The organism is Paracoccus sp. ME4 (assembly GCF_046736325.1).
Taxonomy (GTDB): Bacteria; Pseudomonadota; Alphaproteobacteria; order Rhodobacterales; family Rhodobacteraceae; genus Paracoccus.
The window spans coordinates 41155-56791 of the sequence record NZ_CP151276.1 but is presented as its reverse complement, the minus strand read 5'-3'; the positions used below and the strand labels follow the sequence as shown (position 1 = coordinate 56791).

The 15637-nt window shown below is 68.4% G+C and carries 18 protein-coding genes; 15 read left to right on the top strand and 3 right to left on the bottom strand.

From position 1 onward, the window contains the following. Positions 1-16: 16 nt before the first annotated feature. From gfa to AACG61_RS00225, 9 genes are all read left to right on the top strand, one after another. On the top strand, positions 17-601 hold the full coding sequence (gfa, locus tag AACG61_RS00265; protein WP_411838027.1) for an S-(hydroxymethyl)glutathione synthase: 585 nt from the start codon (positions 17-19) through the stop codon (positions 599-601). Between the two features lie 95 nt (positions 602-696). Next, on the top strand, positions 697-1827 hold the full coding sequence (locus tag AACG61_RS00260; RefSeq protein ID WP_411838026.1) for an S-(hydroxymethyl)glutathione dehydrogenase/class III alcohol dehydrogenase: 1131 nt from the start codon (positions 697-699) through the stop codon (positions 1825-1827). A gap of 79 nt (positions 1828-1906) precedes the next feature. Next, a complete protein-coding gene (locus AACG61_RS00255) occupies positions 1907-2545 on the top strand; it encodes an ATP-dependent Clp protease proteolytic subunit (RefSeq protein WP_411838025.1) in 639 nt (212 codons plus the stop codon). After that, entirely contained in the window at positions 2542-3057 is a 516-nt protein-coding gene (locus AACG61_RS00250; protein ID WP_411838024.1) for an N-acetyltransferase family protein, read from the top strand. Before AACG61_RS00255 ends, AACG61_RS00250 begins: the two co-directional genes overlap by 4 nt. After that, the gene (gene fghA / locus AACG61_RS00245) at positions 3054-3887 is read left to right on the top strand and encodes an S-formylglutathione hydrolase (RefSeq protein ID WP_411838023.1); all 834 of its coding nucleotides are present in this window, start codon (positions 3054-3056) and stop codon (positions 3885-3887) included. Before AACG61_RS00250 ends, fghA begins: the two co-directional genes overlap by 4 nt. Positions 3888-4058: 171 nt before the next feature. After that, positions 4059-5861: a methanol/ethanol family PQQ-dependent dehydrogenase gene (locus AACG61_RS00240; protein ID WP_411838022.1), complete on the top strand. Its 1803-nt coding sequence runs from the start codon at positions 4059-4061 to the stop codon at positions 5859-5861. 190 nt (positions 5862-6051) lie between these two features. Further along, the gene (locus AACG61_RS00235; RefSeq protein ID WP_411839542.1) at positions 6052-6699 is read left to right on the top strand and encodes a c-type cytochrome, methanol metabolism-related; all 648 of its coding nucleotides are present in this window, start codon (positions 6052-6054) and stop codon (positions 6697-6699) included. Positions 6700-6740: 41 nt separating this feature from the next. Beyond that, the gene (locus tag AACG61_RS00230) at positions 6741-7514 is read left to right on the top strand and encodes a substrate-binding domain-containing protein (RefSeq protein ID WP_411839541.1); all 774 of its coding nucleotides are present in this window, start codon (positions 6741-6743) and stop codon (positions 7512-7514) included. Next, the gene (locus tag AACG61_RS00225) at positions 7511-8041 is read left to right on the top strand and encodes a rhodanese-like domain-containing protein (protein ID WP_411838021.1); all 531 of its coding nucleotides are present in this window, start codon (positions 7511-7513) and stop codon (positions 8039-8041) included. Before AACG61_RS00230 ends, AACG61_RS00225 begins: the two co-directional genes overlap by 4 nt. Here AACG61_RS00225 and AACG61_RS00220 read toward each other — a convergent pair. Together AACG61_RS00220 and AACG61_RS00215 are read right to left on the bottom strand one after the other, a co-directional pair. Continuing rightward, on the bottom strand, positions 8016-8942 hold the full coding sequence (locus AACG61_RS00220) for a YncE family protein (protein WP_411838020.1): 927 nt from the start codon (positions 8940-8942) through the stop codon (positions 8016-8018). The genes AACG61_RS00225 and AACG61_RS00220 overlap by 26 nt on opposite strands. Beyond that, a complete protein-coding gene (locus AACG61_RS00215; protein ID WP_411838019.1) occupies positions 8943-9500 on the bottom strand; it encodes an SRPBCC family protein in 558 nt (185 codons plus the stop codon). A gap of 234 nt (positions 9501-9734) precedes the next feature. On the opposite strand from AACG61_RS00215, the gene AACG61_RS00210 reads away from it, so the two are divergent. Genes AACG61_RS00210 through AACG61_RS00185 form a run of 6 tightly spaced genes read left to right on the top strand, consistent with a single transcriptional unit; the run spans position 9735 to position 14621 of the window. Then, the gene (locus AACG61_RS00210) at positions 9735-10934 is read left to right on the top strand and encodes an ABC transporter substrate-binding protein (RefSeq protein WP_411838018.1); all 1200 of its coding nucleotides are present in this window, start codon (positions 9735-9737) and stop codon (positions 10932-10934) included. Continuing rightward, the gene (locus AACG61_RS00205; protein ID WP_411838017.1) at positions 10931-11902 is read left to right on the top strand and encodes a YVTN family beta-propeller repeat protein; all 972 of its coding nucleotides are present in this window, start codon (positions 10931-10933) and stop codon (positions 11900-11902) included. Before AACG61_RS00210 ends, AACG61_RS00205 begins: the two co-directional genes overlap by 4 nt. A 37-nt stretch (positions 11903-11939) precedes the next feature. Then, complete coding sequence (locus AACG61_RS00200; protein WP_411838016.1) at positions 11940-12494, top strand: hypothetical protein; 555 nt, start codon at positions 11940-11942, stop codon at positions 12492-12494. Beyond that, the gene (locus tag AACG61_RS00195) at positions 12491-13213 is read left to right on the top strand and encodes an ABC transporter ATP-binding protein (RefSeq protein ID WP_411838015.1); all 723 of its coding nucleotides are present in this window, start codon (positions 12491-12493) and stop codon (positions 13211-13213) included. The genes AACG61_RS00200 and AACG61_RS00195 overlap by 4 nt, the downstream gene beginning before the upstream one ends. Next, a complete protein-coding gene (locus AACG61_RS00190) occupies positions 13210-14034 on the top strand; it encodes an ABC transporter permease (RefSeq protein WP_411838014.1) in 825 nt (274 codons plus the stop codon). The genes AACG61_RS00195 and AACG61_RS00190 overlap by 4 nt, the downstream gene beginning before the upstream one ends. Next, positions 14031-14621, top strand: coding sequence for a hypothetical protein (locus AACG61_RS00185; RefSeq protein WP_411838013.1), 591 nt, complete (start codon positions 14031-14033; stop codon positions 14619-14621). The genes AACG61_RS00190 and AACG61_RS00185 overlap by 4 nt, the downstream gene beginning before the upstream one ends. Before the next feature lie 7 nt (positions 14622-14628). On the opposite strand, the gene AACG61_RS00180 is transcribed toward AACG61_RS00185, so the two are convergent. Further along, positions 14629-15603: a glycosyltransferase gene (locus AACG61_RS00180; protein ID WP_411838012.1), complete on the bottom strand. Its 975-nt coding sequence runs from the start codon at positions 15601-15603 to the stop codon at positions 14629-14631. Positions 15604-15637 lie beyond the last annotated feature (34 nt).

The following is a 15637-nucleotide window of genomic DNA, read 5'->3' as shown; positions in this document are numbered from 1 at the left end:
GTCAGAGGAGGGGACGATGACCAGCACTCAGGGGGTGCATATCCACCCTGCCGTCGATCACGGCATCGCGAAGGGCAGTCCCGGTTTCTCCGGGGGGGTCCTGACCTGCCATTGCGCCACGAACCCGGTCAAGGTCCGGGTCGGCGCCCAGACCGCCCACAACCACGTCTGCGGCTGCACGAAATGCTGGAAGCCGGACGACGCGGTCTTCAGCCAGATCGCGGTTGTCTCCCGCGATGCGGTCGAGGTGCTGGAGAACGGCGACAAGCTCGAGGTGGTGAACCCCGACGCGCCCATCCAGCGCCACCGCTGCCGCGACTGCGGCGTGCACATGTACGGACGGATCGAGAACAAGGACCACCCGTTCTACGGTCTGGATTTCGTGCATACCGAGCTTTCGCCCGACGCGGGCTGGTCGCCGCCGGAGTTCGCGGCCTTCGTCAGCTCGATCATCGAATCGGGGGTCGAGCCGTCGCGGATGGACGGCATCCGGTCGCGACTGCGCGAGCTGGGGCTGGAGCCCTATGATGCGCTGTCTCCACCGCTGATGGATGCGATCGCGACCCATGTCGCCAAGCGCGCGGGCACCCTGCCGGCTTGACGCCGCACGCGCCCGGCTGGATGACTTTGCCAAGGGGCCGCCAGTCGGCCCCTTCGCCCTGACCGACAAGCCCATGAGGCAACAGGAGAACATGCATGAGAACCCGTGCCGCCGTGGCCCTTGAGGCCGGCAAGCCGCTGGAAGTGATGGAGGTCAACCTGGAAGGCCCCAAGGCCGGAGAGGTCCTGATCGAGATCAAGGCCACCGGCATCTGCCATACCGACGAATTCACCCGTTCGGGCGACGATCCGGAAGGCATCTTCCCCGCCATCCTGGGCCATGAGGGCGCGGGCATCGTGCTGGAGGTGGGCGAGGGCGTGACCTCGGTCAAGCCGGGCGACCATGTCATCCCGCTCTATACCCCCGAATGCCGCGAATGCGCATCCTGCCTGTCGGGCAAGACCAACCTCTGCACCAAGATCCGCGCGACCCAGGGCAAGGGGCTGATGCCCGACGGCACGACCCGGTTCAGCATGCTGGATGGCACGCCGATCTATCACTACATGGGCTGCTCGACCTTTGCGAACCACACGGTCCTGCCCGAGATTGCGGTGGCCAAGGTCCGCGAGGACGCGCCCTTCGACAAGATCTGCTACATCGGCTGCGGGGTCACCACCGGCATCGGCGCGGTCATCAACACCGCCAAGGTCGAGATCGGCGCCAAGGCCGTCGTCTTCGGTTTGGGGGGAATCGGGCTGAACGTGATCCAGGGCCTGCGCCTGGCGGGGGCCGACATGATCATCGGCGTCGATCTGAACAACGACAAGAAGGAGATGGCCGAGCGCTTCGGCATGACCCATTTCGTCAACCCCAAGGAGATCGAGGGCAGCGTCGTCCAGCACATCGTCGAGATGACCAAGACCCCCTTCGACCAGATCGGCGGCGCGGATTACAGCTTCGACGCGACGGGCAGCACCAAGGTCATGCGCGATGCGCTGGAATGCACCCACCGCGGTTGGGGCGTGTCGGTCATCATCGGCGTGGCCGCGGCGGGGGCCGAGATCAGCACCCGCCCGTTCCAGCTGGTCACCGGCCGCGTCTGGAAGGGCACGGCCTTCGGCGGCGCGCGCGGACGGACCGATGTCCCCAAGATCGTGGACTGGTACATGGACGGCAAGATCGAGATCGACCCGATGATCACCCACACCATGTCGCTCGACGACATCAACAAGGGGTTCGACCTGATGCATCACGGCGAATCCATCCGCTCGGTCGTCCTTTACTGATCCTTCATCGCTGCTTAGGTAAAAGAACGGCGGGGCACGCGTGTCCCGCCGTCGCCGTGAAAGAACAAGGAGCAGGCCCATGCGCCATCAGTGGCTGGACGATGACGACGATCACGAGGAAGACGACGACCGCCAGCCCAAGGGCGACAAGGATGGCGGGCTGGGCCTGCCCGAAGGCGACAAGATCGGCAAGCTGTACTTCAAGTCGCGCACGGTGATCGTCGCGGGCGGCATCAACGACAAGCTGGCGCAGCGCACCGTGGCCCACCTGCTGGCCCTGGCCGAGGACAGCGACAAGCCCATCAACATGCTGATCTCGTCCCCCGGCGGGCACGTCGAATCGGGCGACATGATCCATGACGTGATCAAGTTCATCCGTCCCACCGTGCGCACCATCGGCTCGGGCTGGGTGGCGTCGGCGGGCGCGCTGATCTTCGTCGCGGCGAAGAAGGAAAACCGCTACTGCCTGCCCAATACGCGCTTCCTGATCCACCAGCCCTCGGGCGGGATCGGCGGGACGTCGTCGGACATGATGATCCAAGCCGAGCAGGTTCGCCAGATGCGCGACCGCCTGAACCAGATCTTCTCGGACGCGACCGGCCAGACCGTCGAGCGCATCGAGAAGGACACGCAGCGCGACTTCTGGCTGAACACCCAGGAGGCGCTGGACTATGGCCTGCTGGGTCAGGTGATCCGCAGCGTGGACGAACTGGCATGACCGCGGCTGGCGGGGCGCATGTCCGCCCCGCCGGACCCGAGGATCACGAGGCGATCTGGACCATCCTGCGCCCCGTCTATCGCGCCGGCGAAACCTACTGCATGCCCCGCGACATCGAGCGGGACGAGGCGCTGGCCGACTGGTTCGCGCCACCCTTCACCGCCTTCGTGGCCGAGATCGACGGCCGCGTCCTGGGCACCAGCCATGTCGGCGCGAACCGCCAGGGTGGCGGCTCGCATGTGGCGAACGCCTCCTTCGCAACCCATCCCGATGCCCGCGGTCGGGGCGTGGCGCGGGCCTTGGCCGAACATGCGAAATCCTGGGCGGCGGTTCAGGGCTTTCGCGCGATGCAGTTCAACTTCGTCGTCTCGACCAACACGGATGCCGTCCATTTGTGGCAGAAGGTCGGATTCTCCATTGTCGGACGCCTGCCGGGCGCGTTTCTTCACCCTCGTCACGGGCCGGTGGATGCGCTGGTCATGTTCCAGACCCTCGAAGGGAGACCCGAATGAGCCTTGAGACCCTCTCCGAAACCCGCAGCTTCGGCGGCACGCAGGGCGTCTATCGCCACAAGTCGCAGGCCACCGGCACCGACATGACCTTTGCCGTCTATCTGCCCGAGATGGCGCTGCACGGTCCCGTCCCGGTTCTGTGGTATCTCTCCGGCCTGACCTGCACGCATGAGAACGCGATGACCAAGGCCGCCGCCCAGCAATGGTGCGACGAGGCCGGCATCGCCATCGTCTTTCCCGACACCTCGCCCCGCGGCGAGGGTGTGGCCAATGACGAGGCCTATGACCTGGGGCAGGGCGCGGGCTTCTATGTCAACGCCACGCAGGACCCGTGGAAGCCGCATTTCCGCATGTGGGACTATGTGGTGAACGAGCTGCCCGATCTGGTCTGCGACAATTTCGCGGTGGATCAGGGTGCCATGGGTATCACCGGCCATTCGATGGGCGGGCATGGTGCGCTGACCATCGCGATGACCCATCCCGACCGCTATCGCTCCGTGTCGGCCTTCGCGCCCATCGCGAACCCCACGGAATCGGACTGGGGCCGCAAGCAGTTCACCGCCTATCTGGGCGAGGACCGCGCGGCCTGGCGGGCGCATGACGCGACCATCCTGATGACCGAGAAGGGCTATCCCGGCGAGGTGCTGATCGATCAGGGCGCCCATGATCAGTTCCTGGACCTGCTGCGCCCCGAATCGCTGGCCCATGCGATGATGGCGCGCCGGCAGCCCGGCCAGTTCCGCATGCATCCGGGCCACGATCACAGCTACTTCTTCGTCCAGAGCTTCATGGCCGACCATGTCTTCTGGCATGCCGAGCGGCTGGTTTGACGCGATTGCCGAATGTTCCCGGCGTGCCTGCCGTTGGCCTGTAAGACTTTAGGGGCAAACGGCAGGCGCGGCGATTGACGCAACAGGATGCCCGTCGAACACTCGCCCCATGGACGGCTGCAGGGAGGAGGAACCCGGCGGCACGGCATCCAGGGAGCGGAGGAGCACTCGATGAAACATCTCTTGAACAGCGCGGCTGTCGCGCTGCTTTTGACAGGCACGTCGGCTTACGCGAACGAAAGCGTTCTGACCGAGACCGCCGAACCGGGCCAATGGGCCATCCAGACCGGCGACTATGCCAACACGCGCTATTCCGAACTGGACCAGATCACGCGCGAGAACGTGGGCGACCTGCGCGTCGCTTGGAGCTTCTCGACCGGCGTGCTGCGCGGCCATGAGGGCGGCCCGCTGGTGGTGGACAACATCATGTATGTCCATACCCCGTTCCCCAACAACATCTTCGCGCTGGACCTGAACGACAACGGCAAGATCCTGTGGCGGCACACGCCCCAGCAGGACCCCGAGGTCATCGCGGTCATGTGCTGCGACACCGTCTATCGCGGCCCGGCCTATGCCGACGGGCTGATCCTGTCGCACCAGGCCGACACGACGCTCGTGGCGCTTGACGCCAAGACCGGCGAGGTCAAGTGGTCGGTCAAGACCGGCGATCCGGCCATCGGCGAGACGAACACCGCGACCGTGCTGCCCGTGGGCGACAAGGTGATCGTGGGCGTGTCGGGCGGTGAATACGGCGTGCGCGGCCGCGTGACCGCCTACAGCCTGGCCGACGGATCGGAGGTCTGGAAGGCCTATTCGACCGGTCCCGACGAGGAGATGCTGGTCGACCCCGAGACCACCATGCACCTGGGCAAGCCGATCGGCGCGGACAGCTCGCTCAACAGCTGGGAGGGCGATCAGTGGAAGATCGGCGGTGGTTCGACCTGGGGCTGGTACTCCTATGACCCCGATCTGAACCTGATCTATTATGGCACCGGCAACCCCTCGACCTGGAACCCGTCGCAGCGGCCGGGCGACAACCGCTGGTCCATGACCATCATGGCCCGCGACGCCGATACCGGCATGGCCAAGTGGTTCTACCAGAAGACGCCCCATGACGAATGGGACTATGACGGCGTGAACGAGAACATCCTGGTCGACAAGGAGATCGACGGCCAGATGCGCAAGCTGCTGGTCAACTTCGACCGCAACGGCTTCGGCTACACGCTGGACCGCGAGACCGGAGAGCTGCTGGTCGCCGAGAAGTTCGACCCGGCCGTCAACTGGGCGACCGAAGTGGACATGAACAAGGACTCCGAGACCTACGGCCGCCCGATGGTCGTGTCGGAATACTCGACCGCCCAGAACGGCGAGGACACCAACACCACCGGCGTCTGCCCGGCGGCGCTGGGCTCCAAGGACCAGCAGCCGGCGTCCTATTCGCCCAAGACCGGCCTGTTCTATGTGCCGACCAACCACGTCTGCATGGACTATGAGCCGTTCCGCGTCGCCTATACCGCGGGCCAGCCCTATGTCGGTGCGACCCTGTCGATGTATCCGGCCCCCGAAAGCCATGGCGGCATGGGCAACTTCATCGCCTGGGACGCCGTCGCGGGCGAGATCAAGTGGTCGCTGCCCGAGCAGTTCTCGGTCTGGTCGGGCGCGCTGGCGACCGCGGGCGACGTGGTCTTCTACGGCACGCTGGAGGGCTATCTGAAGGCCGTGGACGCCGAGACCGGCGAGGAGCTCTACAGCTTCAAGACGCCCTCGGGCATCATCGGCAACGTCATGTCCTACGAGAACAACGGCAAGCAGTACATCGCCGTCCTCTCGGGTGTGGGTGGCTGGGCCGGGATCGGTCTGGCGGCGGGCCTGACCAACCCCAATGACGGTCTGGGTGCCGTGGGCGGCTATGCAGCCCTCAGCGACTATACCGAACTGGGCGGCCAGCTGACCGTGTTCGAACTGCCGGGCTGATTGGCCCCGCGCGAGACGTCTCATACTTTCGTTTCGCATACGCACGCGTGACCTGTGACGGCGCCGCCCCAGCCCTAGACTGGGGCGGAACCGTCTGAGGAGAGCAGACGACTTTGGGAGGACTTCCGACATGAAAGCCATCACCAGCCTGACGGCGCTGGTCCTGGGCGCGTCCCTGGCCGGTGCGGCCCTGGCGCAGAGCGAGACCCCGCCGGCCCAGGCCGGGGCGGGGGCCGCCGCCGCCGTGTCCGGCGATCAGCCGGCCGATGCGGGAACCCCGCCCGCCGCGACCGATGCGCCGCCTGCCGAGGCTGGTGCAGGCGCCGCCGCTGCGGTGTCGGGCGATCAGCCCGCCGCCGAGGAGACCGCCACCGCCAAGGCCGGTGCCCATGGCATGGTGCTGCCCAACGGTCAGGACGTGACCCCGGTCGAGGAGCTGGACGGCCGTTGGCGCAACGCCGAGGGCATCCCGACCTTCAAGGTCGAGGATGGCGTCGTCGATTTCGCGACCTTCAACGGCTTCCGCCGCTATCACGCCGAATGCCATGTCTGCCACGGCCCGGACGGAGAGGGGTCGACCTATGCCCCCGCACTGAAGGAATCGGTGCTGCGCATGGATTACTACGACTTCATGCAGGTCGTGGCCTCGGGGCGGCAGGGGACCAACTCGGTCATGCCCGCCTTCGGCACCAACAAGAACGTCTGGTGCTATATCGACGACATCTACGTCTATCTGCTGGCGCACGGCACCGACACGATCGGACGCGGCCGCCCTGCCGAACGCGCCGACAAGTCCGAGGACTACACCGCGCAGGAAGATTCCTGCATGTCCAGTTGAGGGCGCGCGCCGGTCTGGCGGTCCTGGCCCTGAGCGGGGCCATGGCCGTCACGGCGGCGGCGCAGGTGGCCGATCTGCGTTCCACGACGCAGTTCCGGGTCTGCGCCGATCCCGCGAACGCTCCCATGTCCAGCCGCGACGGCACGGGGTTCGAGAACAGGCTGGCCGAGTTCTTCGGGCAGCAGCTGGGCCTTCCGGTCACCTATACCTGGTTCCCGTCGGGCATGGGCTTCATCCAGCGCACGCTGCGCGAAGGGCGCTGCGACGTGGTCATCGGCTATGCCCAGGGCGATGAACTGGTCCAGAACACCAACCATTACTACACCTCGGTCTATGGCATCGTGACGCGGCGCGACGGGCCGCTGGCGCAGGTCGACCGGCTGACCGATCCGGCGCTGAAGGATCACGGCATCGGCGTGGTCGCGGGCACGCCGCCCGCCACCCATCTGGCCCGCGCGGGCCTCGCGCCCAACATGCGCGGCGTCGATCTGTTCGTGGACCGCCGCGTGGAGGACCCGATGGGAGAGCTGCTAGAGGATGTCCGCAGCGGCGCGACGGGTGCCGCGGTGCTGTGGGGCCCGCTGGCCGGACCGCGCGTCAAGGACGATCCCGACCTGCAGTTCACGCCCCTGCTGCATGAGGAGGCGGCGCCGCGCCTGTTCTTCCGCATCACCATGGGCGTGCGGCTTGAGGAGCAGGAGTGGAAGCGCGAGCTGAACAGCCTGATCCGCCGCAATCAGGATGAGATCAACCGCATCCTGCATGATGCGGGGGTGCCGCTGGTCGACGATTACGGCAAGGAGCTGATGCCGTGATCCGCGCCGCGATCCTGGTCGCGCTGGTGGCGACCGCGGCCGCGGCCGAGACGGTGCCCGAGCCGGACGGCTATCGCGGAGAGCCCTATCGCAGTCCGGTCCCCGCGACGCTGCAGGGGGCCGAGGTCATCGACATCGACCGCGCCATCGCCTTGCACGACCAAGGCGCGGCCTTCTTCGATGTGCTGCCCCGCAAGACCCGCCCCGAGGGACTGCCCGAGGGCACCATCTGGAACGAACCTGTCCATGACACGATTCCCGGCGCGTTGTGGCTGTGGGACACCGGCTATCAGGCGCTGGCCCCGGCCGAGGAGGCGCGCCTGCGCGACGGCCTGACCCGCGCGCAGGCCGATGATCCGGACCGGCCGCTGGTGCTGTTCTGCCGGACCGACTGCTGGATGAGCTGGAACGCCGCGCGCCGCGCGGTCGAGTGGGGCTTCGACCCGGTCCTGTGGTTCCCCGGCGGCACCGATGCCTGGGCCGCGGCCGGACGGCCGATGGTCACCGCGGAACCTGTTGCCCCGTGAAGCTGCCGAAGGCGCGCGGCCCCGACGGCATCGCGATGTCCCGCGTCACGCTCAGGCTGGCGGCGTCCAGCACGACCAGGCTGTCCGATTCCCAATTGGCCACCGCCACGCCGCTGCCGTCGGGCAGGGGGGCGATGCCCTCGGGATAGTCGCCGACGTGGACCGTCGCCAGGACCTCCAGCGTGGTGGGATCGAAGACCGTGACGGTGCCGTCATACTGGTCGGTGACGAAGCCGCGCCCGGCGGCGAAGGCCACCGCATAGGGGTGGCTGCCCGTCGCCACGCTGCCGATCAGCACGCCCCGCACCGGGTCGATGACCGACACGCGATCTCCCTGCACGTCGGCGGTATAGATCCGCCCGTCATGGAAGGTGATGCCGAAGGGATGCGCGCCCGCGGTCGCAACGCGGTGCCGCAGCGCTCCGGTGGCCGCGTCGAAGATGCTGACCTGATCGGCGTCGCGATCGGCCGTGGCGACGGTCAGCCCATCCGCGCTGAGCGCGACGCCGGCGGGTGCCGCGCCGGTGGGGGCGGTCCAGACCGGCCGCAGCGCCGCATCCAGCCGGGTCAGCCGGGCGTCGAACCAATGCGTGACGAAGACCGCGCCCCCCGCCGCGGCCAGCCCGAAGGCCCCCGCCCCCAGATCCGCCTGCGCCAGGGGCGCCAGCGCCTCGTCCAGCACGTGCAGGCGGCCTGTATCGGCGGCGATGACATGGACGCGCCCGGTCGCCGGATCATAGGCGACCGGGGCCGGGGCGTCCGGCAGCTCGGCCTGCGCCACGATGGACCCGGTCGCCAGGTCCACCGCCGCGACCGCATCGCCGTTCTGCGCCGTGACGAAGGCCAGATCGGCCGCCTGGACCGGCGCCGCCAGCCACAGCACCAGCCAGGCGGCGCGCATCTATTCGACGCGGCCGAACCGTTCGGCCAAGGCATCCAGCCCGGCCGTGTAGATGCCGTCGACACCGGCGATGGCCGCATCGTCGTTCAGTTCGGCCGGGGGATCGTTGTTCGGAAAGCCGCGATAGAAACCGCCCTTCCAGGTGACCTCGGCCTTGCCCTCGGCGTTCTTGACCTGCAGCGTCGAGGAGTAGTTCGTGACCGGCAGAACCGCCGTGTCGACCTCGGTGATCATGTACTTGTAGCTCATCTTCTCGGGGTCGATGGCCATCAGCTGTTCGGTGATGGTCGGATCGCCCGGCGCGGCAAGGGTCAGGACGCGCGTCGATTCGTCCGGCACGTCGGCCGCGGCCCCCTCCGGCGTCATCGCGGTGGACGCGACCGCCGGATGCCAGCTCATGTCGTCGAACCGTCCGATGACCTCCCAGACCTCGGCCGGGGTCGCGTCCAGCACCACGCTCTGTTCGGTCTTCAGGCGCGAGGGGCCATGCGCACCCGCCATGCCGCTCATCGCCACCACCGCGCCCAGGGCGCAGGCCAGCATCCTCGTCGTCCTCATCCGTCCGTATCCTCCGCCATTCCGCGCGCCGCGACGGGGCGGGCCGGGGCCGGTCGCGTCGCGATGCGTCTCATGGGAAAACCATGCGCGCCGGTCCCCGCGCGCGTCCATAGGACCAAAGGCGTAGAGGCCTAAGACCTTGGGTGCAGTCAAAACTTCCCGACCGAAACGGGAACAATAACCGGCTTGCCGGAGCGCGAATCGAGCCTCACCATGACCCCAGGGAGAGGAAAAATGTTCAAGGGAATCATAGGACTTTTGGCGGGTGCCGCGGCACTGGCCCAGCCCGCTGCGGCCCAGGCCCCCGAGCCGGTCCAGATCCGCGCGGCCGTGCTGCGCGTCGATGATCCGGGCCTGCCGCCGATTTCCCGGCTGGACCTGCCGCCCGAGGATCTGGGCTTTGCCGGTGCGCGCCTGGCGATCGAGGACAACGACACGACCGGCCGTTTCATGGGCCAGGACTTCGAGGCCGAGGAGATCGCGGCCACCCCCGACACGGCCGCGTCCGAGATGGACCGTCTGCTGTCCGAGGGAGTGCAGTTCGTGGTGGTCATGGCCGACGACGCCACCACGCTGGCCCTGGCCGACCAGGCCGGCGACCGCGCGATGATCCTGAACGCCATGGCGCGGGGCGACGCCCTGCGCGGCGCGGACTGCCGCTACAACACGATCCATGTCGCGCCAAGCCGCGCCATGCTGACCGACGCCATGGCGCAGTTCCTGATGTGGAAGAACTGGCCGCGCTGGTTCCTGATCCATGGCAGCCACCCCGAGGATCAGGCCCTGGCGGAGGCTTGGCGCCGCAGCGCCGCCAAGTTCGGCGCCCAGATCGTCGAGGAGCGGGAATACACCGATACCGGCGGCGCGCGGCGCACCGACAGCGGGCATGTCCAGGTGCAGGCGCAGATGCCCGTCTTCACCCAACGCGCCGCCGATCACGACGTGGTCCTGACCGCGGACGAGGCCGACGTGTTCGCCGCCTATCTGCCCTATCTGACCTGGGAGCCGCGCCCCGTCGCGGGGTCGTCCGGCCTGGTGCCGCGCAGCTGGCATCCCGCAATGGAGGCCTGGGGCGGCACGCAGTTCCAGAACCGATTCGAGCGGCTGGCCAACCGCCCCATGCGCGAGGAGGATTATCAGGCCTGGCTGGCCCTGCGCCTGATCGGCGAGGCCGCGACGCGGACCGGGTCGGGCGAGCCGCAGGCGCTGAAGGAGTTCATCCTGTCGCCCGATTTCGACGTGGCAGGCTTCAAGGGCCAGGCCCTGACCGTGCGCGACTGGGACCACCAGATGCGTCAGCCGATCCTGCTGACCACGGGGGTTCTGACCACCTCGGTCAGCCCGCAGGACCAGTATCTTCACCAGACCAGCCAGCTGGACACGCTGGGGGTCGACCGTCCCGAAACCGAATGCCAACTCCCCGAGGTTCCATGAGACAGATACTCTCTGCCACGGCCGGTCTGGGCCTGCTGCTGTCGGCGGATGCCGCCCTGGCCAACCGCGTCTTCGTCAGCAACGAACGCAGCAACGACGTCACCGTCCTGGACGGCACGACCTTCGAGGTGATCGGCACCTATCCGGTCGGCAACCGGCCGCGCGGCATCACCATCAGTCCCGACGGGACCGAGCTGTATGTCTGCGCCTCCGACGACAACCTGGTGCGGGTGTTCGACCCCGCCACCATGGAGGAGATGCACACGCTGCCCTCGGGGCCGGACCCCGAGCTGTTCGTGCTGCACCCGTCGGGCAACCCGCTGTTCATCGCCAACGAGGACGACAACATCGTCACCGTCGTGGACGTCAAGACCCGCGAGGTCCTGGCCGAGGTTCCCGTGGGCGTCGAACCCGAGGGCATGGGGGTCAGCCCGGACGGCCGCGTCGTCATCAACACGTCGGAGACGACGAACATGGCGCATTTCATCGACACCGAGACCTTCGAGATCACCGCCAACGTGCTGGTCGACAGCCGCCCGCGATTCGCCCAGTACACCGCCGACGGCTCCAAGCTCTACGTGACCTCCGAGATCGGCGGCACGGTCAGCGTCATCGACCCGGCCACCCAGACCATCACCAAGAAGATCAGCTTCGAGATCCCCGGCGTCCTGCCCGAGGCGATCCAGCCGGTCGGCGCGCGGGTGACGGCGGACGGCAGCAAGCTGTTCGTGGCGCTGGGACCCGCCAACCGCGTCGCGGTGATCGACGCCGCCACCGACGAGGTGACTGACTATCTGCTGGTCGGGCAGCGCGTCTGGCAGTTGGCGCTGAGCCCGGACGAAAAGTACCTCTATACCACCAACGGCAACTCGAACGACGTGTCGATCATCGACGTGGCCGCGAACGAGGTGGTGCGCTCGGTTCCCGTGGGCCAGCAGCCCTGGGGCGTGGTGGTGGCGCCGAACTGACCCATTCGAAGACCTGACGATAGTGAAGGAGATAGCGATGACCCTGCCCACCGCCCTGATTCCCGGCGCCGCCCTGGCCCTGTTGCTGGCCGCCCCGTTCGCGGCACCCGTCCTGGCCCAGGACACGGCCGCCCCCGCGGCCGAGGCCGCGGAGGAGGATGACGACGATGCGGAGGAGGAGGGCGCCGCCGACGCGGGCGTCCACGAGGCCGCGGGCAAGTTCGACTTCGGCTTTGCCGGGGTCCTGGCACGCGACAACCGGGTCGATCTGGCGCCGCTGACGCTGGCCTCGGGACAGCCGGTCGCTTCGTCCGAGTACACGATCAAGTCGGGCGGCTACTATCGCATCGACATCACCGCCGACGGCAGCCAGGAGCTGGCCCTGTCGGGCGGCGACTTCTTCCGGTCGGTGTGGGTCAACGAGATCGTCATCGAGGACATCGAGATCCGCCCAATGGGCGTGCACAGCATCGAGTTCGATGCCGGCGGCACGGCCAGCGTCAGCTTCATCGCCATCGTGCCGGGGCGCTACACGCTGTCGGTGCCGGGGTCCTCGGGCGACACGCTGCAGGCCGTGTTCAACATCCAGTGACGCCCGCGCTGGAGATCGTCGATGTCAGCCACCACTTCGGCGCCGTGCAGGCGCTGAGGTCGGTGTCGCTGACGGTGCCGCGGGGCGGGTTCACCGCGCTTCTGGGCGTGAACGGTGCGGGCAAGACGACGCTCTTCTCGCTGATCACGCGGCTCTACAACAACCGCTCGGGGGTGATCCGGGTGGGCGGGCATGACCTGCGGCGCGAGCCTCGGCGGGCGCTGGCCCGGCTGGGCGTCGTGTTCCAGAGCCGCGCGATGGACGCGGACCTGACGATCCGGCAGAACCTGATCTATCACGCCAGCCTGCACGGCATTCCCGGCCGGCTGGCCCGCCCGCGCATCGCGGAGGTGCTGGCCCAGGTCGATCTGGCCGACCGGGCCGAGGCCCGCGTCACCGCCCTGTCGGGCGGCCAGGCCCGCCGCGCCGAGATCGCCCGCGCGCTGATCCACCGCCCGGACCTGCTGCTGCTGGACGAGGCGACGGTGGGGCTGGACGTCAAGTCCCGCGCCGAGGTCCTGGCCCTGACCCGCCGCCTGATCGAGCGTGACGGCGTCTCGGCGCTCTGGGCCACGCATATCATGGACGAGATCGCCCCCGACGACGATCTGGTCGTGCTGCATCAGGGCGCCGTCCTGCGGCAGGGCCGCGCGGCGCAGATCGCGGGCGGGCAGGGCCTGACCCGCGCTTTCCTGGACATGACGGGGGTCGCGCCATGAGCCATCCGACCGCGCGGGCCGGTGCCTGGGTCACCGCCTTTCTGGGCATTGCGCGCCGCGAGATGCTGCGCTTCCTGAACCAGCGGGGGCGGTTTCTGGCCGCGCTGGTGCGCCCGCTGGTCTGGCTGTTCATCTTCGCGGCCGGATTTCGGGCCGTGCTGGGACTGTCGATCACGCCGCCCTATCAGACCTATGTGCTCTACGAGGTCTACGTCACGCCCGGCTTGGTCGCGATGATCCAGCTGTTCAACGGCATGCAGTCGTCGCTGTCGATGGTCTATGACCGCGAGACGGGCGCGATGCGCACCCTGCTGGTCAGCCCCTTCCCGCGGTGGTTCCTCTTGGGGTCCAAGCTGGTGGCGGGGGTGGTGGTGTCGGTGGTGCAGGTCTTCACCTTCCTGGCCATCGCGCGGTGGTGGGGCATCCGGCCACCGCTCTGGGGTTATGCCGCGGTCGTGCCGGCGCTGATCCTGTCGGGGCTGATGCTGGGGGCGATGGGGCTGTTCCTGTCCAGCGCCATCCGCCAGCTGGAGAATTTCGCGGGGGTGATGAACTTCGTGATCTTCCCGATGTTCTTCGCCTCCTCCGCGCTATACCCCCTGTGGCGCATGCGCGAGAGCAGTCCGCTCCTGCACGACATCTGCCTCTACAACCCCTTCACCCACGCGGTGGAGCTGATCCGGTTCGCGCTCTATCTGCAGGTGAACTGGACCTCGCTGACGGTGGTCCTAGGATGTTTGGCGGGGTTCTTCGGCGCGGCCGTCTTCATGTATGATCCGCAGAAGGGCCTCTGGGCCCGCCGCAAGGGAGGACCCGCATGATCCGCATCACCCTGACGCTGGCGCTGCTGGCCGGTCCCGCCATGGCCGCGTCGGGCACCGATCCCGACTGGCCCTGCATCCAGCGCCTGCAGCCGCACCTGTCGATGGGCCAGGTCTGGACCGGGCCGATCCCCGACGACGCGACGCTGGCCTTGGCGCGCGACCCGCAGATCGCCCGGCTGGCCGAGCGACTGGAGCAGCGCCGCCTGCCCCTGGAGACCGCCGAGGCCGAGATCGCCGATTACGCGTCCCAGGCCCCCGACACGCATCTGGTCGCGCTGATGCAGGCGATCTTCGACCGCATCGACACCGATCGTGGCGCGCTGATCGCGGGCATCGCGCGCTATGGCCGCGCGCAGGTCGCGCTGTCCGACCGGATCGAGGCCCGCCGCGCCCGCATGGCCGAGCTGGAGGCCGCCGCCGCCCCCGATTTCGACGCCATCGACGCCGAGGAGGAGGGGCTGGACTGGGACAGCCGCGTCTTCACCGAACGCCAGCAGTCGCTGACCTATGTCTGCGAGACGCCGGTGATCCTGGAACAGCGCGTCTTCGCTCTGGGCCGCGCCATCGCGGGCCATCTGGACTGACGCGCCCTCAGCGCCCCTGCGCCAGGCGCAGCACCGCGTCATGGTCGCGGTCCAGCCGCCCGGCCAGGCCGTCGCCCACCGCCTCGTCCAGGATCTGCCGGAACAGCGCGGCGTCGGGTCCGTAGTCGGCCGCCTTGGCGCGCCACTTGCGCAGCAGCACCGGCACCAGCGGCCAGAAGAACGGCCCCGCCGCCACCCGATAGGCCATCAGCGCGTTGCGATACATGTAGAAGACCTTCCACATGGGCCGCAGCACCAGGCCGCTGGCCCCCTGCTGGGCCGCGGTGTCATGGTCGAACCGCACCCCGGGGGCAAAGCCGATGCGCAGCCCGCGCCGCCGCATCACCAGCGTGTAGAGCTGATCGTCGCCATAGATGAACAGGCGCGGATCGGGCAGGCCGGCCTCCTCCAGCGCGCGGCGCGACAGGAACAGGCCGACGAAGCTGCTCATGTCCACGGGCGTGACCGGGGCGCCGTCGGCATAATCCGCGTCGCGCAGATGGAACCCCCGCCGCCCCCGGCCCAGGGGCATGCGCGCCAGCGTCCGCAGGAACGCGCCCGGATTCCAGAACGGGTTGCGATAGGGGCGGTTCATCTCGCAGATGCGACCGTCGGGGTGGCGCACGGCGGCGCCGATCGCGTCCCATCCCGTCAGGTCCATGGCGCGGAACGCCGCGATCGCGCCCGGCGCGGGGCGGCCGTCATCGTCCATCACCACGATCCACTCCGCATCGGTCCGGTCTCGGGCGATCTGCATGCCGACGTGAAACCCGCCCGCCCCGCCCAGGTTGCGGGCGCTGCGATGCAGGATCAGGCGCGGATCCTCCAGCGTCCGAAGCCAGTCCGCCGTCCCGTCATCCGAGGCGTTGTCCACCACGATCACCGTCTCCAGCGGCTCGGCCAGAAGCCGCGCGACGGTCGTCCTCAGCTTGTCCAGCCGCGCATGGGTGACGACGACGGCGGCCATTCGGAACGGGGTCATGGGGTCTCTCGGCTGGGAGGGCGTGGCGCGGGCC